We start from the raw sequence: 20,735 nt of genomic DNA on the forward strand, positions 1-20,735 counted from the left end.
ACAGAGGCCGCAGAGGGCGCAGCGATCACGGAGGGGATAGGGAGGGCGTTTGGTGGTGGGTAGGATGCTGATGAGCGTAGCGAATCGCATCGATCCGTGGGACGGCCCGACCCCGATGCGTTTCACTGCGTTCAACGCATCCTACCCGTTACTTCCAAGTAAAGAGCGATCGCACACAGAGGGTACAGAGGGTACAGAGGGTACAGAGGGTACAGAGGGTACAGAGGGTACAGAGGGTACAGAGGGTACAGAGGGTACAGAGGGTACAGAGGGTACAGAGGGTACAGAGGGTACAGAGGGTACAGAGGGTACAGAGGGTACAGAGGGTACAGAGGGGATAGGGGGGCGTTTGGTGGTGAATGCAAAACGCCGGACACGAAAAAGGCCGCCCGGAGGCGGCCTTTTCGGACGGTCCAACGAAGGAGCCGTCAGCCTTGGGAGTGGCGCCTTAGATGGCGGTCACTTCGCCGGCGGCCAGGCCCTTGGCGGTTTCCTGGATTTCAAAGGAGACCTTCTGGCCTTCGGCCAGGGTCTTGAAACCCGAACCGCTGATCGCGGAAAAATGGACGAACACGTCCTTGCCGCCATCATCGGGGGTAATGAAACCAAAACCCTTGCTCTCGTTGAACCACTTCACAACACCAGTATTCACAACTTGTAACCTCTTCATGTAACTAACAAATGTGTTCGCGGCATGCTGCCAACAGATCAACGGGAGCACTGGTTCAGAAACTAGAAACTTCCTAGTGTTGTCGCTCAACCACGAATCACGCTCCCGACTATACGCGCCATCCCAGGCAAAATCCAACGCACCTTCATGAACCTTTTTTGGCGCTGCGAAGCCGATTTTCCGGGTTGGGTCGCGGTCCGCGCCCGAACCGCACAAGGCCGCGAAGAAAGGCAGAATCAAGAGCGTTTCCACTACGGTTTTCTGCGTGCGAAACAGAAACGGGCGTCAGAGTTGGCGGATGTCGACGAAGCTGCCGCGGGTCGTGTGGCGCAGGCGCGGCAGGGCATCTAGGATGGCGCGCGCGGCGTTTTCCGGGTCGGGCATGTCCGGGGTACCGCGCGCCGCCTTCAGGCGCTGGAGCACCGGGAAGCTCTCGCGGTCGGCCTCGTCGCACAGGTAGTCCTGCATCGTGGTGTCGACCAGGCCCGGGGCGAAGGCGTTGATGGCGGTCTCTTCGGGGAATTCGTGGGCGTAGAGCTGCATCATCATGTTCAGCGCGGCCTTGGACAGCGAATAGCCGCTCCAGCCGGCATGCCCGGAGACCGACGCGCCGGAGGAGATCGCGATGATCTGGCCGACGGCCACGCGATGCTTCAGCAGCGCGTCGAGGATGACCTTGTTGGCGAAGGTGTTCACGTCCATCAGCAGGCGCAACTCGTCCATCGGCGCGTCCTGCATGCGCTGCATGTGGCCCAGTAGCCCGGCGTTGAGTATCACCAGATCCAGCGACTCCACGCCCTGCAACAGGCGTTCCATTGCGTCCTGTGTGGCGCCGAAATCGCTTAGGTCCACCTGTTCGTCGCCACTCACCCCGGCCTCGGGGCAGCCGCGCCGGCTCATGCCGTAGACCCGTGCACTCTGTTCCAGCAGAACCCGGGTCATGCCCAGGCCGAGGCCGCTCGAGTTGCCGGTCACCAGTGCGGAAGCAATGCTGCGCTCTTGCATGAGTTCCTCCTTGTCTTGGACTGAATAGAATGTGCAGATCGTCTACCACGATGCCAGGGAAGCACTGATTAATGTACACGCGCGCGCTGGAGTCGATTCATCCGTGTTCTCCTTTGGCCACCGCTTGAGAGATCACACCTGGATGGAGCCCCGAACACTCTACCGCCTGCCGGCTGATGCGGGCAGCTTCCGCCGGGCCGGCGAGTGGTTGCTGGCTGCGGCGGCGCATGCTCCCGTGTTGTGGGTGGGCTGTTCCGGGCCTGAGGGGGTCCCGCGGGTGGCACCCGCGCAGATGGGCCACTGGCTAGGGCGGGAGGTCCAGGCGCTGGTGTTCGAGTCGCACGCTCCCCTTGCCGTGGATGCCCTGGTGATGGCCGCGGGCCTGCTGCGTGGGGGCGGGGCGCTGTTGATCCTCGATGATGGGGTGCGTGAAGGGGCCTTCTCCCGCCGTTGGCAGGCCGCGCTGGCCGATGCCTGGGTGAACAGCCTGGACGCTTCGTGTCCGGTTGCCGCGCTGCCGGCGATCCCAGCAAGTCCGGCACTCCCCTTTGCCTGGACGCCGGATCAGGTGGCCGTCCTCGAGCGTCTGGATCGTCTGGCCCCGGGAAATTGCCTGGTGCTGATTGCGCCGCGCGGGCGGGGCAAATCAACCGTGCTGGGCGAGTACCTGGGCGCCGCGCTGCAGCGGGGCGCTGCGGGAATTACATTGACCGCCCCGGGGCGGGGGGCGGTGGATGCCCTGCTGCAGCGTGCCCGGCAATGGACGCGTGCGCCGGACCCGGGGGAGGTGTTCATGGCGCCGGATGTCCTGCGGCAGGCGCCGGAATCGCCGGATACCCTGATGATCGACGAGGCGGCGAACCTGCCCGTGGATCGACTGTTGCGGCTGGCTCGACGCGCACGGCGCCTGGTGCTGGCGACCACGACCGGCGGCTTCGAGGGGAGCGGGCAGGGCTTTCGGCTGCGTGCGCTGCCGGCCTTGGAGGGGGCGGGCTTTTGCGTACGGCTACAGACCCTGGATACACCGGTCCGCTGGGCCCCGGGCGATCCGCTCGAGGACTGGCTGAATCGGCTGTTCCTGCTGGAGGCGGTGAGTCGCCCCCCGGTCTCCCAGGCTGTACGGCTGCGCTGGAGCACGGGCACGGCGCTCGCGGACACGCCGCAAACCCTGGAGGCGGTAATGGGCCTGCTGGCAGATGCCCATTACCGCACACGGCCCTCCGATCTGGCGCGCTGGCTGGATGATGCGGGTGTTCACCTGTTGCTGCTGGAAGGGGCGGCGGATGGCGCCCTGTTCGGGGTGGTTTTGATCCAGGAAGAGGGCGGACTGGAGCGCGCGCTAGCCGAAGCGGTTTGGTCGGGCGAACGGCGCCCGCAGGGGCATTTCCTGCCGTGCACCGTTGCGGCCCGGGGTGACTTCGACCTGGCGGGGGAGGGCGCGTGGCGCATTCAGCGCATTGCGGTGCATCCGCACTGGCAGGGGCAGGGCCTGGGGAGTCGTCTGTTGCGTGCGGTCGAGGACCGGGCTGGTGCCAAGGGGGTGGCGCTGATTGGCGCGAGTTTCGGGCTGCAACCTGTGTTGCTGCACCTTTGGCAGCGCGCCGGTTATGGCCTGGTGCGAGTCGGCATCCAGCCGGATGCGGCCAGTGGCCAGGTGAGCGGCGTGGTCCTGCGTGCGACCGCGCCCCGATTGCAGCCCCGGCTGCAACAAGCATTGGCGGCCTTTCGGCGCGACTGGCCGGCCTGGCATCCACGGTTCCTGCTGGACACGACCGCAGCCATGGTGAGCGAAGTCCTTGGGGATCAGGATGCGAAGGGAGATTGTCGCTTGTCGCCGGTTGACCCGGTGGCGGATCTGAAGGAGGTCCGAGCCTTTTCCCAGCGGGCGCGGCCCCTGGAGTGGGCGCTTCCCGCGTTGCTGCGGCAGTTGGCGGTGGCGCCGCCGGACGAGCCGGAAGGTCAGCTGCTCGAGGCGAGCCTGGCGCAGCCCATCGACTGGGACCGACTGGCACGCGAGCTGGACGTTTCCGGGCGGCGCGGCGTGACCCGAAGGTTGCGTCGCGCCGCCCGGAACTGGCTGGAGGCCCGGAGTCTGTAACCCGCCCGGTCAGAGCCGGAACTGGGCCAGTGCCTGCTGGATCTCCTTCTCTACCTGCTTGAGCTCGTCGGAGGCGGCGCTGACGCGGTCGGCGGTATTGGCCGACTGATCCGCCTCGTCGGAGATCTGCACGATGTTGCGGTTGATGTCCTCGACTACCGTGCTCTGTTCGCGCGAGGCGACCGCGATCTGCTCGGTCATCTCCACGATCGTGGTCACCGACTGGCGGATCTGTTGCAGGGCACCGTTCACCTCGGAGGTGTGCTCCATGGTGGCCTCGGCCTCTTCCTGGCCGTGCTGCATGGCCTTCACCGCGCTGGTGGTGGCGGACTGCAGGCGCGCGATCATGGTCTCGATCTCGTCGGTGGATTCCTGCGTACGGGTCGCCAGCTTGCGTACCTCGTCGGCCACCACCGCGAAGCCGCGGCCGTGTTCACCGGCGCGGGCGGCCTCGATGGCCGCGTTCAGGGCCAGCAGGTTGGTCTGTTCGGCCACGCCGCGGATCACCTCGAGGATGGTCCCGATCTGCTTCGAGTCCTCGCCCAGCTTGGCCACGGTGTCGGCCGCCTGTTCGACCGTCCCGAGCAGCGAGGCCATGGACTCGATGTTCTTGCTCATCACCTCGGAGCCGTTGTTCACTGCATTCCCGGCCTCCTGGCCCGCCTGGGAGGTCGCATCGGTGTTGCGGGCGATCTCCTCGGCGCTGCTTTGCAGTTCGTTGATCGCGGTGGCGACGCGGTCGGTCTCGTCGCGCTGGCGCGAGACGGCCTCGCGGGCCTGGTAGGCCTCCTGGTTCAGGTTCTCGGTGGCGCGATTCAGCGTCTCGGTACCGCCGCGGGCATTGCCGATGGCCTGGGCGATCTTGTCGGTGAAGCGGTTGAAGGCCCGGCCCAGCTGTGCGGTTTCGATCAGGCCGTTCTCGTCCAGGCGACGGCTCAGGTCGCCATCGCCGTCCGCGATCTCCTCGAGTGCCGCGGTCGAGTGGGCCAGGGCGCGCCGGACCACCAGGATGATGAACACCGCGCCGGCCAAGCCCAGGATCACGCCAATCAGGGCCAGCACGCCCTGGGTGGTCTGGGTCGCGCGCATGTCGGCGGTCAGGGCGGCGGCGCTGCGCTCGGCGCGATTGGTAATCCGCTCGCTGAGCCCCTGCAGGTGGTCACGCGCCTCGATCAGACCGGGCCCGATCTCGGTACGGATCAGGTAGGCGTCTTGCAGCGCCTGTTCGCTGCCGTGGATCTCAATCAGGTCATCCAGCGCCGTGTTCTGGGTGTCCAGCGCCCCCTGAAAGTCCTCCAGCGCGATCTGCTGTTCGAAGTCCAGATCGTCGAACTGGTCCATCAGCTGTGCAGTGATGTCGTTGGTGCGAGTCGCGAACAGTCGGACATTCTCGCGGAAGGCATCGTCACGGAAGGCGATAAAGCCGCGCAGGTTCGAGGTGACCTGCACCACCGACATGCGCAGGTCATGCAGGGTGTCGAGACGATCCCAGGACCGCTGGAAGCGCGGGAGGCCCATCTCGGCGCTGATCATCATGTTGGTCTGCTGGGTCATCTCGCGGCTGGCAGGGTTGGCCCGGGCATTGGCGATTCCCAGCGCCGGCATGTTTTCGGCGGCGTTTTCGGCAACCTCGATCAGTCGGTCCTCGAAGCTGGCGAACTGGTTGACCAGCCGGCGGACCTCGGTTGCGCTGGCGGACAGCTCCTCGTCGGCGGCGATCACCGGGTTCTCGTTCAGGGCCCGGGTTGCGCCATCGAGGTCACGCATCGCGTTTTGCCACGCGTCGCGGTGGGACTGCTCCTCGCTCATCAGGTAGAACCCGAGAAACGCAGCGCTCTCCTGCAGCAATTGCTCGACGTCATTGACCCGGGCTACCGCCGGGTAGTCGGCCTGGGTGAGCTGCTCAACCCCTTGGCTGCCCGTACTCATCGCGCGCAGGGCCAGCAGGGAGTTGATGATCAAAATGGCAACCACCAGGCCAAAGCCGGCGATCAGCAGCCCCCGAATGGAGAGTTTGTCCAGCATGCGATGACTCCTTCTGGGCGCCTTGTGTCCGGCGCTTCACGAACCGGCCGCGGCCATTACGACCGCGGACTCGAAAGGTGGTTATTCAACCCCTGTTACGGCCGGCCGCGCTCAGAGTTGAGCCGGTTATTCAGGGCGTCGCCGCAGGGTAGACGTGCCGGGGCTCAGTCGGATTCCAGCTGTTCCCAGCGCTCGTAGCAGTGGGCCAGTTCTAACTCGACGGCTTCCAGCCGCGCCTGCAGTTCGCGCATGCGGTCACCGTCGCGCAGGGCATCCGGTTCGGTCATGGCCGTGGTCAGGCTTTGCTGTTCCTGTTCCAGGGCCTCGATCCGTGCCGGCAGGGCCTCCAGTTCGCGCGCGGTCTTGTAGGACCGTTTGCGTGGGGCCGCCGGTGCCGGCTCGGGTGCGGGCGCCGCGGGTTTGGCCGCGGGCTCGGCCTTCGCGGTCGCTCCGGACTCGCCCTCCAGCAGGCGCCGGGTGACCCGTTCGGGCAGGTCGGACCAGCCGCCGACGAACTCCTCGACCGCGCCATCGCCCGGCAGGACCAGGGTCGAGGTCGCGACGTTGTCGAGGAAAGAGCGGTCGTGACTGACCACGATAACGGTGCCGGTGTACTCGATCAGCAGCTGCTCCAGCAGCTCCAGCGTCTCCACGTCCAGGTCGTTGGTGGGTTCATCCAGCACCAGCAGATTGGCCGGGCGGAGGAACAGTTTGGCCAGCAGCAGGCGGTTGCGCTCGCCCCCCGACAGCGCCGATACCGGCTGGCGGGCACGCGCGGGCGGGAACAGGAAGTCTTCCAGATAGGACAGGATGTGGCGGCTCTCGCCGTTGACCATGACCCGGTCGCGGCCCTCGCCGACCGCATCCTGAACCGTGGTCGCCTCGTCCAGGCGGGCACGGGCCTGGTCGAAGTAGGCGATCTCCAGCTGGGTGCCCAGCTTGACGCTGCCTGCGAGCGGCTCCATCTGGCCCAGGAGCCCGCGCAGCAGGGTGGTCTTGCCGGCCCCGTTGGGTCCGACGATGCCCAGGGCATCCCCGCGCTGCAGCAGCAGGTTCACGTCGCGCACGATGGGGGTGTCGTAACCGAAATCGGCGTGTTCCGCCTCGATCACCAGGCGTCCGGAGCGTTGCTCCGGACTCAGCTTCATCTTCACCTGGCCGCCGCGTTCACGGCGTTCGGCACGCTTGCGACGCAATGCCTGAAGTGCCCGCACGCGGCCTTCGTTGCGGGTGCGTCGCGCCTTGATGCCCTGGCGCACCCAGACCTCCTCCTGGGCCAGCTTGCGGTCGAACTCCGCGCGCTGGGTGGCCTCCGTTTCCAGCCTTTCGGCCTGGCGCTCGCGGAAGGCCTCGATGGATGGTGGGTGCTCGTACAGATGCCCGCGGTCCAGCTCGAGGATGCGCGTGGCCACGCTCTCCATGAACTGGCGATCATGGCTGATGAACACCACGGTCAGTCCGCTTTCGATCAGGAACTGTTCCAGCCAGCGGATCGCGGCCACGTCCAGGTGGTTGGTGGGTTCGTCGAGCAGCAGCAATTGCGGGCGTTGCACCAGCTCGCGCGCCAGCCACACCCGTCGCTTCAGCCCGCCCGACAGCGCGGCGAACTGCGCCTCGGGATCCAGGCTCAGGTGCGAAATCGTGGTCTCCACCCGGTTCTGCAGACTCCAGCCGTCGATGGCGTCGAGTTTCGATTGCACTGGACCCATCTTGTCCAGGGCGTCCATGTCACCCGATGCCGCGGCCTGGCTCAGGTGGTGGAAACGTTCCAGCAACCGGCCGGCCTCGCCGAGGCCCTCGGCGACCACGTCAAAGACCGTGCCTTCGATCCCGGGCGGTAGTTCCTGGGTCAGGTAGGCGGTGGTCAGGCCATCCTGGCGGGTCAGTTCGCCGGAATCGGCCTGGGCCTCGCCGGTGATGACCTTGAGCAGGGTGGACTTGCCCTCGCCGTTGCGCCCGGCGATCGCGACGCGTTCGCCGGGCTCCAGGCTCATGTTGACGCCATCAAGCAGGGAGGCCATGCCGTAGGCCAGGTGGATGTTGCGCAGGGTGAGCAGTGCCATTCGAATTCCGGTCGCGAGCAAGTGTTGTTGCGGGCGCCAAGACTATCACCTTGGCGTGCCGTAGCGCGCACCGTGACGCCTTACAGGCTCGCCATCCCGGAGCAGGAATCGCATTCGTTCTGCCGCCTCCCGGGAGAGGCTGGCCCTGGTTCGTCGTCGGTGTTTACGGTGGCTTCGTCCGGCCGCCTGCGGCTCCGCTCAGACATCCAGCGCCTTGAATCCCGCGAAAAGCCTCTCCACTCGGCGCGACGACAACGGGGGGAAGGTCCAAACAACGGCCGTCCCGGCGATGTTGCTCATGGATGGAGGCTGGGTCTTCCGGCATCTTTGGCACGCTCGGCCTGCGGCCATGGCGTGCCGCGCCCGCGAAGCGGGCGCCGGGGGGCGTAGGATGTGATGAGCGCAGCGAATCGCATCACGGGTCCGCACGGCGCGGGGACCGGTGCGTTGCGCTGCGCTCAACCGCACCCTACGGGACAGGGGCTGGCTGCTGGTGTCCGGATACCGTCTGTCTTGACCTTCTCCTCCCGTATGGAGCCCCTCGCGGAGGGCGTGATGGGCTGGGAGAAGGCGCTGGATGTCTGAGCGAAGCGCAGCGTAGCGAGTTCAGCGCCGCCGGCCCAGCGCGTCCGGAGCGAGGTTCCCGGGCGAAATCCGGGTGCCCTTCTTTGGGTACTTTCTTGGGCAAGCAAGAAAGTACCTCGCGGTGCGCTCGCGAGAGAGCGCGTGGCAGGCGGCCGGACGAAGGCACCGTAAACACCGGAGGACGAACCCGGACCAGCCACAACAGGGCAGGCGGCTGGGCGAAGGCATGTAAGCACCGACGACGAGCCGTGGCCAGCCGGCGGAGTCGGCGGGGACGAGGCGGGCGTCAGGCTTCGCCCATGAGCCAGGCGCTCACGGCGCCGGCCAGGCTCATCAGCGCGAGCACGAAGATGGCGACTTCGGTGCCGGCCAGCTGGGCCAGCAGCCCGAACAGGCCGCCGATCAGTAGCAGGCCGCCGATGACGGTGTTGCTGACGGCGGTGAACGCGGCGCGCGTTTCCTGGGTTGCCATGTCGACCAGGTACGTCTTGCGGCCCAGACGCACGCCGGCATGGCTGACCCCGAGCAGGAAGAACAGGGTCGCATAGACCCAGCCGCCGGGGACCAGCGCATGGTCGGTGCCGACGGGCGCGAGCCAGACGCTCAGGGCGACCGCGATGCCGAGGCCGGCTGCAAGGAGTCCCGAGAGGATCAGGACCCAGCGGGCGGAGCGGTCGGACAGCCGGCCCCAGACCGGGGCGCTGACGGCCGAGGCCAGGCCGCTGGCGAGGATCAGCAGGCCCAGGGTGCCCAGATCACCGGCGGTCGCGTCCTCCGCGAGCAGGACGTAGAAGGGCAGTGCGAGGGCCGTGCTCATCAGCAGCGCGCGGGTCAGCACGAAGTGACCGAAGGCGCGGTCGGTCCACAGCAGGCGCATCGACTTGATGGCCTCGGTGACGGCGTTGCCGCCACCCTCGGTGGCACCCGGATCCTCGCGCAGCCGGGTGAAGGTCGCGGCGGCGACCCACCAGGCCCCGGCCGAGGCGGCCAGCAGGGCCACGAACACGCCTATGCCGGCCTCTTCCAGGTTCGCGAGCGTGAGGTAGATGCCCAGCCCCAGGGTGAAGAACCCGGCCAGCGACGCGGCGTAGCCCATCACCGTGCCGCGGCGATGCTTGGCGATGGTCTTGCCCAGCACGTCCTTGGCCGCGACCGAGTTGATCCCGCGCGAAAGCGCAAAGACCACCAGTAGCCCGAGGATGGCCCAGCCGGCGGCTGCACCCTCTAGGGTCAGCGCGACCACGGCCATGCCGGCCACCGCGAGCCCGGAGAGCAGGCTGCCGAGGATCCAGAAGCCCTTGCGGATGGCCCGCCGCCGGATGGCGGCGGCCACGAACAACTGCGGCAGCAGCGAGCCGGACTCGCGGATCGGGACCAGGAAGCCGGCGAAAGCGGCCGGGGCCCCCAGGGCGCCCAATAGCCAGGCGAGGACCAGGCGGGCCGAGGCCAGCTCGTCGCCGATCTTGCTCAGGGTGTTGGAGACCAGGTGGACGAAAAAGTTAGTCGGCTGGGCGCTGCAGGCGTTTTCCGGAATGTCCTTGCAGACGCGGGCGTCCTCGTCCCCGGCGATGGTCTCGTACAGGGAGACGATCGGGCGCGGCAGCTTGTCCGGGTCATGTTCGGCCATGGAGTCCTTCCGTTGCGTTGCCCCCGTCATTGTGAGGAGCGCAGTGACACGGCAACCTCCCACCGGAGCCACCGGGACCTGGCGCACTGCCAACTTCGGGAGGTTGCCACGTCGCCTTCGGCTCCTCGCAATGACGGCGGCTGACTAACGCCGCCCGGCCAACGGGTCGCTCGGATCGACGCTGTCGCGGAACGGTTTGCGGCGGTCGAGGTTGGTCAGCTGATAAACGTTGCCCAGCCAGTTGTTGATCACCGCCAGCGCGGTGTCGTGCCAGGTGTTGTCCAGGCGGTCCAGCAGCAGCGCCTCGGGCAGCGCCGGGATCTCGGTGCAGTGCTCCAGCGCGGCCTCGACCTGCTCGCGATGCTCGCCGAGGATCGCGGCGGCCTGCGGCATCAGGTAGTTCTCCGGCAACGGCGGGTAGGCGTCGCGTTCGCCCTGGATGTAGCGCACGACCTCGCGCTTGTATTCCTTGAGCAGGCTGATGGAGTCGTACTCCGGGTGGCCCTGGAAGAAGACCATGCGAAAGCCGTCCGGCGACGCGCCCAGGTGGATGCCGGACTGGTCGCTCTCCACCAGCACCCGAAGCCCGTGGCGTTCGAACTGTTCGCGCGAGACATCGTTGTAGCGCGAGTGCGGCACGTCGAAGCGGGTGTTCACGCCGGTGACCAGCGGGTGCCCGCGGTCCACCACGCGGTGCGGGAACACGCCCCACAGCTTTTCGCCCATGTGCCGGCGGTGTTCGCCGTAGCGTGCCTGCAGCACGGCGTGGGTGGCGAGGCAGGAGCAAAGCGTCGAGGTCACGTTTTCCCAGGCCCAGTCCACCACCTCGGCCAGCGGCTCCCAGAAGGGTTCCAGTGCCAGGTCCGGCTGGGTGACGTTGGCCCCGGTGATGATCAGCGCGTCGAGACCCTCTTTCTTCAGGTCCTCGAAGTCCTCGTAGTACTGCTTGATGTGATCGCGCCCCTTCGGCCCGCGCTTGAGCTGCGGCAGGGTGAACGGGTGGATATAGAACTGCGCGATCTGGTTGCTCTCGCCGATCAGGCGAAAGAACTGACGTTCGGTGGCCGACAGGGCGGCGTCCGGCATCATGTTCAGCAGCCCGATGTGCAGCGCACGGATCTCCTGCTGCTGCGCGAAGTCGCTGGGCAGTACGGTCTCGCCCTCGCTCTTCAGACGGGCAAAGGTGGGCAGATCGGAATAGGCGACAAGTGGCATTAGAGGCGTGCCTCCCGTTCCAGGGCCATGCAGACCAGGTCATCGAAGTCGGCCGCGTTGCGTACGCGCGCCAGCTCGGTGGTGCTGATGGTGTAGCCGTGGGTCTCGGCGATCGCCTCGTAGCGCGGCAGGCGCGCGCGGAACAGGCGCGAGAAGACCCAGCGCACGAAGGCGTCCGGATCGATCTGGGCGACGTAGTCCAGCCCCTCGTCACGCATGTATTCGGCCAGCTGCTGGTCGAGGAAGGCCTCGCGGTAGTACAGCGGCTTGGGGTCGCGCTCGGCGCGCTCGATCAGCTGGCGCTCGTCTTCGTCCGTTGCCTTGATGTACAGGATCAGGGTGTGCTCGGCCAGTGTCTCGAGCACGCCGGGGCTGTCCAGTTCGCAGACCGAGCCGCCGGCGTCATTGACGAAATGCGGGTAGCCGAACAGCGTTTGCGCCTTGTGGATGAAGTCCGGCACGTCGAGCATCGCCTGCACCTCGGCCTGGTGGTGCAGGGTCTGGCGGCGCTTGAATTCGGTCAGCGGCAGGCCGCCCAGCTCCGGGTTGCCGAGCTTGCCGAGGAAGCTCGCCACCGGGTGCAGGTTGTCCACGGTGATGTTGTTGATGATCTGGATCGAGTCCGAGCGCAACAGGTCGCGCAGGAACGGCACCGCCATCGCCTGGGCCTTGATGTTGTCCAGGATCGGCTCGCTCAGGTAGCGCGTTCCGATGCGATAGTCCCCCGAGTAGTGGAACCAGTCCTCGCGCCGGAGCATGTTGGACAGGCGCGTCTTGCCGACACCGGACATCCCCAGCAGGGTGATGCGGCGGTGCTCCTGGTTGCGGTATTCGTCGGGTGTCAGGCGCATGGGGACTCGATTAGCGTCGCAGGATGAACAGGATGCCGGCGATCACCGCCAGGCCGCTGATGACGTAATGGTCGTACTGGAACTGCAGCCCCAGCAGGCCGCGCAGGCCGAACAGGATCAGCCAGACGCCCAATAGAATGTTGCCGAGTATGCGCATCCCTGCGGAATCCTCCGGTTAGCGGATCAGTTGGCTCAGTTCGCGGAACTGCGGATCGGCCGCGTCGCGCAGCCATTCGAACAGCACCGATTCGTGGTTGGTAATGATGGCGCCGGCGGCGCGCAGGCGCTCCAGCCCGTTGCGCTTGCGCCCGGCGTCGCGCGAGCAGACCCCGTCCTCGACCACGAACACGGTCACGCCTGCGTCCAGCAACTCCAGCGCCGTCTGGGTCACGCAGATGTGCGTCTCCGAGCCGGTCAGGATGATCTGGTCGCCGCCTGTCAGGCGCGCGCGCAGGTCATCCTCGGCGCAGCAGGAGAAGGAGGTCTTGTCGGTGACCGAGCCGTAACCGTCGAGCGCTTGCTGCAGAGTGGCGGTGACTTCGCCCAGGCCCTGCGGATACTGACGCGAGACCTCGATCGGGATATCCAGCTTGCGTGCGGCCTCGATCAGACGGGCGGTATTGCGCTCGACCTCGTCCCGCGCGTCCGGCATGGCGGCCAGCAGGCGTTCCTGCAGGTCGATCAGGACCAGACGCGAGCGCGTACGCTCGCAGCGGGCTCGCGGATTGGAAGCGGCAGCGGCCATTACTCCAGCAGGCGGTTGATGGCCTCGAGATCGGTCACGCTCAGGCGGCCGGCGGCGCGCTGCAGGCGCAGCGACTCGCTGAGGAAGCCGTAGCGGGCCTCGGCGTAGTCGCGCTCGGCGCGGAAGACCTCGCGCAGGGCGAGCAGGACGTCGACCTGGGTGCGGGTGCCCACCTCGAAGCCGGCCTCGGCCGCCTCGAACGCGGACTGGGTGGAGGCCAGGGCCTGCTCCAGGGCACGCACGCGCGAGTTGTTGGAGATCACCGACAGATAAGCGCTGCGGGTGTCCTGGGTCGTGCGGCGTTCAACCAGCGACTGGCCTTCCTGCGCGGCCTGGAAATTCTCGCGCGCCTGACGGGTCAGGGCGCTGACACGACCGCCGGTGTAGAACGGGATCTCCAGCTGGATCCCGACCTGGGCTTCGGTGCCTTCGAAGAACATCGCCCCGCCGGTCGTGCCGGCATCAAGGCCGTGATAGCGGTTCTCGTTGACCGAGGCGTTCAGGTTGATGCGTGGCAGGCCCTCGGCGCGCTGGCGCTGGATCTGCTCGCGCGCGCTCTCTGTGCTCAGACGCTGGGCGGCCAGTTCCAGGTTGTTCGCCAGGGCGATATCCACCCAGGCCTGCGGGTCGGCCGGATCCGGCGGGGTCAGCTCGGCGTCGTCGCGCAGCATGTCGAGCTGCTCCCAGTAGGTATTGGTGATCACCGCGAGCTGTTCGCGGGTCAGGTCCAGCTGGTTTTCGGCGCTGATGCGCTCGGCCTCGGCAAGGTCGCGCTGGGCCTGGGCCTCGGTGACGTCGGTGCGTGCGACCAGGCCGACCTCAAAGCGGCGTTCGGTCTGTTCCAGCTGGCGCTCGATTGCCTCGACCTCGGCCTCGCGAAAGGCCAGGGTCTCCTGTGCGATCAGTACGTCGAAATAGGCCTGGGAGACGCGCAGGATCAGGTCCTGACGGGCGGAATCCAGTTCCGCCTCGGCGCGGGCGATCTCGAGATCCACCTGCACAAGATCAATGTAGTTGCGGCGGTCGTAGATGCTCTGCGAGAGATTGACGCCAAAGCTGGTCTGGCGACCGTCGAGGCTGCCGGTTTGCGAATCGCGGTCGTCGCGGTAGAACGCGCCGGCCTCGGCCTGCCCGGAGATCTGTGGCAGCAGGGCAGAGCGAGTGATCGGGCGATTTTCCAGCACGCCGCGGTATTCCGCCTCGGCGGTGCGCAGCTCCGCGTCTTCCGTGGCGGCGCGCTCGTAGACCTCCAGGAGGCTCGAGGCGGCGGCGGGGGCCGAGATCACAAGGGCCAGCCCGGCGGTGGCGAGAAGCGACGGCAGACGGTTCATGGACGCGACTCCGGAAGGATATTAGGAAAAGCCTATCCTATCAGAGCCGGTTCGGGCATGGGATCTCCACCCCATGCTGCCCGCGCCTGAAATGGGCACCCCGGGCGCCGCTCAGAATTCGAAGGCGGGCTTTGGCTCGAAGCCCACCAGCGGCTTCACGCGGGTCTCGAACAGCTCCTCGTGGCGGCAGCCGTCCTCGGTGGTGCGGATGATCAGCTGGGCCTCCATGATCGGACCGTCACCGGTAATCACGAACAGTCGCCCGCCCAGAGTCAGGTAGGGCTCGAGGAAGTCGTCATATTCGGTCATGCCGCCGGTCAGGATGATCGCGTCGTAGCGCGGGCGCGGCGGGGTCCAGTCGGGGGTCACCGAGGCGGTGCGCAGTTGCGCGTTCTCGATGCCGAGATCGGTCAGGCGGTTGCGGGCGGCCAGGCGCAGCTCGTCGATGCGCTCGACGCTGTCGACCTGGGCCGCCAGATGGGACAGGCAGGCCGTGACGTAGCCGGAACCGGTGCCGATCTCCAGCACGGTTTCGGTCGGCTGCGGCGACACGGCCTGCAGCAGGCGGCCGATCACGACCGGCGGCAGGGTGTTCTCGTCGTGCCCCAGGGGGATCTCGGAATCGGCGTACGCCAGGGCCTGATAGGGCTCGGGCATGAAACGCTCGCGCGGGAGCGTTTCCATTACGTCCAGTACACGGGTGTCCAGCACGTCCCAGGGGCGGACCTGCTGTTCGACCATGTTGATCCGGGCCTTGGCGTAATCCATCGCAGTTTCCTCAGTGCGCTCGACAGCCGCGAAAGAGTACGTTCACGGGCCGAAACAGGCAAGTAGGAGCCTGCTCGCAGGCGAATGCCCCTGCCCGCGTCGGACTCTGGCGGGGGCATTCGCCTGCGAGCAGGCTCCTACGCGTCGGGGTGTTCGTCGAGGGCGGCGGCAATGGCGCGAACGCGCTCGCGCTGCAGGGCCTCGCCCAGTGCCTTGCCCTTGTGTCCCTCGGCTATCAGGGCCGCCGGCTGCACGCCTTGCGCGGCCGCCACTGCGCGGCGCACCGCGTCGGCCTGTGGATAGGGCTTGTCTTCCCAGCCGGTGCGGCCGCGGAAGTCCGCCTCCACCGCCAGCAGGAAGGGCTCCACGTTCTCCGGGCGGCGCAGGACGTCCAGGCCGTCGACCAGCTTCATCAGGGTCTTCGGGCGCAGCTCGAATACGCGATGCACCAGCCCGTGGTAGCGCGCCACGCGCACCGCCAGGTCGCGGTAGCGATTGGGTATGCGCAGGCGTTCGGTCAGGGCGCGGATCAGGTCCACCCCGCGTTCCTCGTGCCCGTGATGGCTGGGCAGGATCTCCGGGTCAGTGGTGCCCTTGCCGAGGTCGTGCACCAGCGCGGCGAAACGGACCTCCGGTGCATCGGAAAGCTGGGTCGCCTGGTCCAGCACCATCAAGGTATGCACGCCGGTGTCGATCTCCGGGTGGTAGCGCTCCGGCTGCGGCACGCCGAACAGCCGCTCGATCTCGGGGAACAGGACGGCGAGTGCCCCGGCCTCGCGCAGCACCTCCAGAAAACGCCGTGGTGCCGGACTCTTCAGGGCCTTCTCGCATTCCGCCCAGACGCGTTCGGGTACCAGGGCGTCGACCTCGCCGGAGGTGACGAGCTCGCGCATCAACGTCAGCGTGTCGGGCGCGACCTCGAAGCCCCATGGCGCAAGCTGGGCGGCAAACCGCGCCACGCGCAGCAGGCGCACCGGGTCCTCGGCGAAGGCGGGGGAGACATGCCGCAGTCGGCGCGCCTCCAGGTCGGCCTGGCCGTTGTAGGGGTCGATCAAGCGGCCGTCGGCGTCCTCGGCCATCGCGTTGATGGTGAGATCGCGGCGTTCGAGATCGTCCTCCAAGGTGACCTCGGGCGAGGCATTGAACTGGAAGCCGTGATAGCCGCGTGCGGTCTTGCGCTCGGTGCGCGCCAGCGCGTATTCCTCGTGGGTTTCGGGATGCAGGAAGACCGGGAAGTCGCGCCCGACCGGCCGAAAGCCATTGGACTCCATCGCCTCCGGCGAGCTGCCGACAACGACGTAGTCGCGCTCCGTGAACGGGCGCCCTAGCAGGCGGTCGCGAACCGCACCGCCGACGAGATAGGTCTGCATGGCGGTTACCGGTTCACCCTTCGATCAGCCGCGGCTGGCCCCGCGATTGAGCGTGCGCAGGTGCTGCATGCGGGCCTCGCGCCCCGCGCCCCCACCGCCCAGATAGCTGGGGGCAATGGATTCTAAGCGGGTCGGGCAGGGCAGCTGCTGTTCGCCGTCGCAGACCGAGTCGATGGTCAGCGAGGCGAAGTTGTCGCGCGACAACGGCTTGCCGGGCACGAACTCGAGCACGCTGGCCTGCAGCTTGCCGGCCCAGTCGGGCAGGCCGATTACTGGGCGCCGGTGGCCGGAGACCCGGCCCACATACCGCACCAGGTCGCCCAGGGTGTAGGTCTTCGGGCCGCACAGCTCGAAGCCCTGGCCGAAGGTATCCTGGTCTTCCAGGGCCTCGACGAAGTGCTCGGCCACATCGCCCACGAACACCGGGGCGAAGCGCGCCCGGGCACGCGCCAGTGGCATCACGGGCGAGAATTTCAGCAGCGTCACGAAGCGGTTCAGGAAGGAGTCTTCCGGCCCGAAGATGACGGAGGGGCGGAAGACAGTGACCGCCAGGGATTCGCTGGCGAACACGGCCTGCTCGGCCGCACCCTTGCTGCGCAGGTAGTGGCTGGGGGCGTCGTCCATGTCCGCCTTCAGCGCGCTCATCTGCAGGAAGCGGCGCACGCCCTGCGACTCGGCGGCGGCCAGGGCCTTCTCGGTCAGCTCGGTGTGGGCGGCGCGGAAGCCGGCCCCACTGTGGCCACGCTCGTTGAGGATGCCGACCAGGTTGATCACCGCGTCCTGGCCCGCGAACAGGCGTTCCAGGGTGGCGGGATCATGGGCGCTGCCCTCGACCAGGTCGACCTCGGGGTTGACCAGGAGGTCGCGATGGCGGTGCGGGCGGCGCGACAGCACGCGGACCTTCAGGCCGCGGTCAATCAGTCGGCGGATGATGTGGTGGCCGACAAAGCCCGTGCCGCCGAGCAGGCAGACATTGCGAATCGAATCGATCGACATGGGGCAAGGTCCTTCCGAAAGCGAATGCGGATCGTCTTATACTCGGGTGACCCGCATTGTTCAAACTAGCAAATAGTTGACCTGTGTTTCCCGTGGCCTGTTTCCGGGTCACCAATCCGAGGCGCCGACATGACCGAACTGACCGCGATCAACCCTGCGACCGGCGAGATGCTCGCGCGTTATCCCCGCATGGATCGGGACGGGCTGGAGGCCGCCCTGGCACGCGCGGCCAGCGCCGCACCGGACTGGGCGGCACGCCCGGTGGCGGAGCGCGCCGCCCGCCTGCACGACCTGGCCGGGGTGCTGCGCGACGCGCGCGAGACCCTGGCGACCACCGCCACCCGCGAGATGGGCAAGCGGCTGGTCGAGGCGCGCGCCGAGGTCGACAAGTGTGCCAACGCCTGCGAGTACTACGCCGAGCACGGCCCGGACTTGCTGCAGGACACGATGATCGCCTCGGATGCGAGCCGTTCCTTCATCGCCTGGCAGCCACTGGGGACCGTGTTGCTGGTGATGCCCTGGAACTTTCCCTACTGGCAGGCCTTTCGCCAGGCGATCCCGGCCACGCTGGCCGGCAATACCGTGCTGCTGAAGCACGCGTCCAATGTCCCCGGATGTGCCGAACATCTGGAACGGGTGTTCACAGCGGCCGGTTTTCCCGAGGGCGTGTTCCGCAACCTGCCGGTTGGCTCCGATGCGGTGGAGGGCATCATCTCTGACCGTCGCGTGCAGGGCGTCAGCCTGACCGGCTCCGAAGGCGCCGGCCGCGCGGTGGGGGCTGCGGCCGGCAAGGCCCTGAAGTCCTCGGTGCTGGAACTGGGCGGCTCGGATGCCTTCGTCGTGCTGGCGGATGCCGATCTCGACCACACCGTGGAGCAGGCGGTACGCGGGCGCTTCCAGAACAACGGCGAGACCTGCATCGCCGCCAAGCGCTTCATCGTCGAGGAGGCCATCGCGGATGCCTTCGTCGAACGCTTCCAGGCGGCCATCGAGGCCCTGGTCATCGGGGATCCGATGGACGAGGGAACGAACATCGGACCGCTGGCGCGCGATGACCTGCGTAGCGAGTTGCACGACCAGGTGACTCGCAGCGTGGCGGCCGGCGCCCGCCTGGTGGCGGGTGGCGAGCCCCGCGACGGGGCGGGGTACTTCTACCCGCCCACGCTACTGGATGCCGTGGAGCCCGGCATGGCGGCCTTCGACGAGGAGACCTTCGGCCCGGTCGCGGCGGTCACCCGGGCGCGCGACGCGGATCATGCCATCGAGCTCGCCAACCGCTCGCGCTTCGGCCTGGGCGGCAGCGTCTGGACCGCCGATCCGGTACGTGGCGAGGCCCTGGCTCGGCGTCTGGAATGCGGCTGCGCCTTCGTCAACGGCATCGTCAAGAGCGACCCGCGCCTGCCCTTCGGCGGCGTGAAGGACTCCGGCTACGGCCGCGAACTCTCCGAGCTCGGCATCCGCGAATTCGTCAACGCCAAGACCATCTGGGTCGGTTGATCGGTGCCCATCGAAGGTTGATCCGCGTCGCCTCGAGTATGTGGGTCTAGTGGGCCGGGGTGGGCCTCGACTTCGCGCGGTAGAGGCCGAGCTCGAGACGGTGGTGGCGGTCGGCGTGATCGCGCTTCTCGAGGATGCGGGCGATCAGGGGCTGGTCCTGGTCCAGTAGCTGGGCGGCCAGGCCGTTGCGGTCGCGAGGCAGATAGCCCAGGTGATGGTCCATCCAGCGCACGGCGACGGCCCGGCCGTCGTGGGTGTTGGTGCGTTCGCGTTCCACGGTCAGGGCCTGGCCGCGCTTGAGGATCTCCCACAGCCGGGGCGCCTCGTGGTGGCGGAAGCCGGCCAGGGGGATGCGGTCCAGCAGTTCCTCGGTGGTGGCGGTGCGGTTGTAGGTGCCGCGCTCGGCGTAGTAGCCGGCGAGCGGCGGGACGGGGCGTGCCTGGCGGTTGTGCGACATGTTCGGACTCCTCGGTGTTGCCTGGGTGTCCGTTGTAGCACCGGGGGTGGCTCACAGGATGAGCCACCCCCGAAATCGGTTCTTATCCGTTGGCCTAGGGAAACACGGATTAATGTACACACTCGCGTTGGTACCCCAGGTTTTCCGAGCCAAGGCGCGGCGCGCAGCCGGTAGTGGTTCTACCGGCCCGTTTTTGACCGATTCGGGCCGCAACGCAGGATCGGGGAACCTGGGGTGCCAACCCCGAAGGGGCTCGGCCTCTTTTGCGCACGCACGGCGTTGCGGCTCCCTTGTGCAGAATGACTGCACGGCGGTCGCCGCGCCTTGTTCGCACGCAAAAGCGACTCGAGCGCGAGCGTGTACATTAATCCGTGTTTCCCTAGGTGTACTGGTGAGCGGCGCGCGCGAGGTCGCTGGCCACGCGCTGGCGCAGGTCGGCGGGCGCCAGCACCTCGACGCCCGGACCGTGGCGCAGGATCTCCTGGACCAGCTCGGTCGGGTCGGCGTAGGGAATACGGAGGCGATACGCGTCGCCCTCGTATTCGCCGATCTGCTCCGGGTGCCAGATCTCGTCGGCGACCCAGCGGGCATGTTCCGGGGTGAAGCGCAGCACGGCCCATTCCTGTGCGGGACCGGTGAAGATGCCAAAGGCGTCCCCCGTATGAGCATCCAGGGTCGCCTCGTCGATGGTGCGGTAGGCGGACTCCACCGGCTGCACCGAGCGGATGCGCTCCAGGGCGAAGGTGCGCAGGTCCCGGGCCTGCTCGCACCAGGCGATCAGGTACCAGTTGTCGCGGTAGTAGAGCAGGCGCTGCGGGTGCACGACGCGACAACTCGCGGCGTCCCGGGCACGGCCGTGATACTCGATCTCGACGGGGTGCTCGTCCAGGGTCGCAGCGGCCACGGCCTGAAAGCTTTCGCCGCGGCTGCCGCGCTGGGCCAGCGGCTGGATGTGGATGCGGCGGCGCACGGTGTCCGGCTGGTGCCCGCCGCTGGCGAGCAGCTCGCGGATGCGGCCCTTCAGTGGCCCCAGCGTGGGCGCCAGCAACCCGGGCTGCACGTCCTCCAGGAGTTGCTCCATGGTCAGCAGCGCCAGCAGCTCGGATTCGTTGAACCACAGCCCCGGCAGCTCGAACGCCGGGGCATCCTGTGCGTAGCGGTAGCCATTGGCCTGGGCATCGTATTCGATGGGTGCCTGCATGAAGTCGCGCATGTATTCGAGGTCGCGCTTGACGGTCGCGCGCGAGACCTCGAGACGCTCCATCAGGTCGGCCAGCGAGGGCGGCCGCCGCCCCTGCAACAATCGGTGCAGGTGAAAGATACGCTCGGCGCGGTTCACGGGCGGGGCAGGGGTCGATGCATGCCCGGGGACGCTACCCATTCGCCCGGGGCCCCGCAAGCGACGCGCCGGGGCGCCGGATGCCCGCCGGGT

At 67.5% G+C, this 20,735-nt stretch carries 17 protein-coding genes and 1 pseudogene; 3 read left to right on the forward strand and 15 right to left on the reverse strand.

The features are described 5' to 3' along the window. Positions 1–448: 448 nt before the first annotated feature. Together G315_RS0103250 and G315_RS0103255 are read right to left on the reverse strand one after the other, a co-directional pair. Positions 449–670, reverse strand: coding sequence for a cold-shock protein (locus G315_RS0103250; protein ID WP_196799411.1), 222 nt, complete (start codon positions 668–670; stop codon positions 449–451). Positions 671–955: 285 nt separating this feature from the next. Then, positions 956–1,675: an SDR family NAD(P)-dependent oxidoreductase gene (locus G315_RS0103255; RefSeq protein WP_018144775.1), complete on the reverse strand. Its 720-nt coding sequence runs from the start codon at positions 1,673–1,675 to the stop codon at positions 956–958. Between the two features lie 142 nt (positions 1,676–1,817). Here G315_RS0103255 and G315_RS0103260 point away from each other — a divergent pair, with 142 nt between their 5' ends. Beyond that, positions 1,818–3,773: a GNAT family N-acetyltransferase gene (locus G315_RS0103260; RefSeq protein WP_026182046.1), complete on the forward strand. Its 1,956-nt coding sequence runs from the start codon at positions 1,818–1,820 to the stop codon at positions 3,771–3,773. Between the two features lie 9 nt (positions 3,774–3,782). Here the strand turns inward: G315_RS0103260 and G315_RS0103265 are convergent, their stop codons facing one another. Both G315_RS0103265 and G315_RS0103270 read right to left on the reverse strand, forming a co-directional pair. Continuing rightward, positions 3,783–5,798 (reverse strand): methyl-accepting chemotaxis protein, encoded by a 2,016-nt coding sequence (locus G315_RS0103265; RefSeq protein ID WP_018144773.1) that lies wholly within the window; start codon positions 5,796–5,798, stop codon positions 3,783–3,785. 164 nt (positions 5,799–5,962) lie between these two features. Next, positions 5,963–7,861 (reverse strand): ATP-binding cassette domain-containing protein, encoded by a 1,899-nt coding sequence (locus G315_RS0103270; protein WP_018144772.1) that lies wholly within the window; start codon positions 7,859–7,861, stop codon positions 5,963–5,965. A gap of 302 nt (positions 7,862–8,163) precedes the next feature. Here G315_RS0103270 and G315_RS14705 point away from each other — a divergent pair. Then, positions 8,164–8,446 (forward strand): annotated as a pseudogene (locus tag G315_RS14705) (hypothetical protein). A 286-nt stretch (positions 8,447–8,732) separates the two neighbouring features. Here G315_RS14705 and G315_RS0103280 read toward each other — a convergent pair. From G315_RS0103280 to G315_RS0103320, 9 genes are all read right to left on the reverse strand, one after another. Beyond that, positions 8,733–10,073, reverse strand: coding sequence for an MFS transporter (locus G315_RS0103280; RefSeq protein WP_018144771.1), 1,341 nt, complete (start codon positions 10,071–10,073; stop codon positions 8,733–8,735). A gap of 144 nt (positions 10,074–10,217) precedes the next feature. Next, positions 10,218–11,288, reverse strand: a complete 1,071-nt coding sequence (locus G315_RS0103285; protein ID WP_018144770.1) for a homoserine O-succinyltransferase — start codon at positions 11,286–11,288, stop codon at positions 10,218–10,220. Then, the gene (locus G315_RS0103290; protein ID WP_018144769.1) at positions 11,288–12,139 is read right to left on the reverse strand and encodes a hypothetical protein; all 852 of its coding nucleotides are present in this window, start codon (positions 12,137–12,139) and stop codon (positions 11,288–11,290) included. The genes G315_RS0103285 and G315_RS0103290 overlap by 1 nt, the downstream gene beginning before the upstream one ends. Before the next feature lie 10 nt (positions 12,140–12,149). Further along, positions 12,150–12,296, reverse strand: coding sequence for a hypothetical protein (locus G315_RS14620; RefSeq protein WP_018144768.1), 147 nt, complete (start codon positions 12,294–12,296; stop codon positions 12,150–12,152). An 18-nt stretch (positions 12,297–12,314) separates the two neighbouring features. Then, a complete protein-coding gene (locus tag G315_RS0103300) occupies positions 12,315–12,884 on the reverse strand; it encodes an isochorismatase family protein (RefSeq protein WP_018144767.1) in 570 nt (189 codons plus the stop codon). Next, positions 12,884–14,215 carry a TolC family outer membrane protein gene (locus G315_RS0103305; protein ID WP_018144766.1) on the reverse strand — a complete coding sequence of 444 codons (1,332 nt, stop codon included), beginning with the start codon at positions 14,213–14,215 and terminating at the stop codon, positions 12,884–12,886. Before G315_RS0103305 ends, G315_RS0103300 begins: the two co-directional genes overlap by 1 nt. 111 nt (positions 14,216–14,326) lie before the next feature. After that, on the reverse strand, positions 14,327–14,983 hold the full coding sequence (locus G315_RS0103310; protein ID WP_018144765.1) for a protein-L-isoaspartate O-methyltransferase: 657 nt from the start codon (positions 14,981–14,983) through the stop codon (positions 14,327–14,329). Between the two features lie 137 nt (positions 14,984–15,120). Beyond that, a complete protein-coding gene (locus tag G315_RS0103315; RefSeq protein ID WP_018144764.1) occupies positions 15,121–16,353 on the reverse strand; it encodes a multifunctional CCA addition/repair protein in 1,233 nt (410 codons plus the stop codon). Positions 16,354–16,377: 24 nt separating this feature from the next. After that, positions 16,378–17,349 carry a complex I NDUFA9 subunit family protein gene (locus tag G315_RS0103320; protein ID WP_018144763.1) on the reverse strand — a complete coding sequence of 324 codons (972 nt, stop codon included), beginning with the start codon at positions 17,347–17,349 and terminating at the stop codon, positions 16,378–16,380. A 129-nt stretch (positions 17,350–17,478) separates the two neighbouring features. Between G315_RS0103320 and G315_RS0103325 the strand changes: the two genes are divergently transcribed. After that, on the forward strand, positions 17,479–18,846 hold the full coding sequence (locus G315_RS0103325) for an NAD-dependent succinate-semialdehyde dehydrogenase (RefSeq protein WP_018144762.1): 1,368 nt from the start codon (positions 17,479–17,481) through the stop codon (positions 18,844–18,846). A 46-nt stretch (positions 18,847–18,892) separates the two neighbouring features. On the opposite strand, the gene G315_RS0103330 is transcribed toward G315_RS0103325, so the two are convergent. Both G315_RS0103330 and G315_RS0103335 read right to left on the reverse strand, forming a co-directional pair. Continuing rightward, positions 18,893–19,303: an HIRAN domain-containing protein gene (locus G315_RS0103330; protein ID WP_018144761.1), complete on the reverse strand. Its 411-nt coding sequence runs from the start codon at positions 19,301–19,303 to the stop codon at positions 18,893–18,895. Positions 19,304–19,682: 379 nt separating this feature from the next. Continuing rightward, positions 19,683–20,642 (reverse strand): YafY family protein, encoded by a 960-nt coding sequence (locus tag G315_RS0103335; protein WP_019611925.1) that lies wholly within the window; start codon positions 20,640–20,642, stop codon positions 19,683–19,685. Positions 20,643–20,735: the final 93 nt, after the last annotated feature.

Origin of the sequence: Thioalkalivibrio sp. AKL7 (assembly GCF_000381705.1) — a bacterium.
GTDB lineage: Bacteria > Pseudomonadota > Gammaproteobacteria > Ectothiorhodospirales > Ectothiorhodospiraceae > Thioalkalivibrio > Thioalkalivibrio versutus.

Coding starts and splice junctions, on each gene's coding strand:
- G315_RS0103250 (WP_196799411.1), bottom strand. CDS start 670: ATGAAGAGGTTACAAGTTGTGAATACTGGTGTTGTGAAGTGGTTCAAC.
- G315_RS0103255 (WP_018144775.1), bottom strand. CDS start 1,675: ATGCAAGAGCGCAGCATTGCTTCCGCACTGGTGACCGGCAACTCGAGC.
- G315_RS0103260 (WP_026182046.1), top strand. CDS start 1,818: ATGGAGCCCCGAACACTCTACCGCCTGCCGGCTGATGCGGGCAGCTTC.
- G315_RS0103265 (WP_018144773.1), bottom strand. CDS start 5,798: ATGCTGGACAAACTCTCCATTCGGGGGCTGCTGATCGCCGGCTTTGGC.
- G315_RS0103270 (WP_018144772.1), bottom strand. CDS start 7,861: ATGGCACTGCTCACCCTGCGCAACATCCACCTGGCCTACGGCATGGCC.
- G315_RS0103280 (WP_018144771.1), bottom strand. CDS start 10,073: ATGGCCGAACATGACCCGGACAAGCTGCCGCGCCCGATCGTCTCCCTG.
- G315_RS0103285 (WP_018144770.1), bottom strand. CDS start 11,288: ATGCCACTTGTCGCCTATTCCGATCTGCCCACCTTTGCCCGTCTGAAG.
- G315_RS0103290 (WP_018144769.1), bottom strand. CDS start 12,139: ATGCGCCTGACACCCGACGAATACCGCAACCAGGAGCACCGCCGCATC.
- G315_RS14620 (WP_018144768.1), bottom strand. CDS start 12,296: ATGCGCATACTCGGCAACATTCTATTGGGCGTCTGGCTGATCCTGTTC.
- G315_RS0103300 (WP_018144767.1), bottom strand. CDS start 12,884: ATGGCCGCTGCCGCTTCCAATCCGCGAGCCCGCTGCGAGCGTACGCGC.
- G315_RS0103305 (WP_018144766.1), bottom strand. CDS start 14,215: ATGAACCGTCTGCCGTCGCTTCTCGCCACCGCCGGGCTGGCCCTTGTG.
- G315_RS0103310 (WP_018144765.1), bottom strand. CDS start 14,983: ATGGATTACGCCAAGGCCCGGATCAACATGGTCGAACAGCAGGTCCGC.
- G315_RS0103315 (WP_018144764.1), bottom strand. CDS start 16,353: ATGCAGACCTATCTCGTCGGCGGTGCGGTTCGCGACCGCCTGCTAGGG.
- G315_RS0103320 (WP_018144763.1), bottom strand. CDS start 17,349: ATGTCGATCGATTCGATTCGCAATGTCTGCCTGCTCGGCGGCACGGGC.
- G315_RS0103325 (WP_018144762.1), top strand. CDS start 17,479: ATGACCGAACTGACCGCGATCAACCCTGCGACCGGCGAGATGCTCGCG.
- G315_RS0103330 (WP_018144761.1), bottom strand. CDS start 19,303: ATGTCGCACAACCGCCAGGCACGCCCCGTCCCGCCGCTCGCCGGCTAC.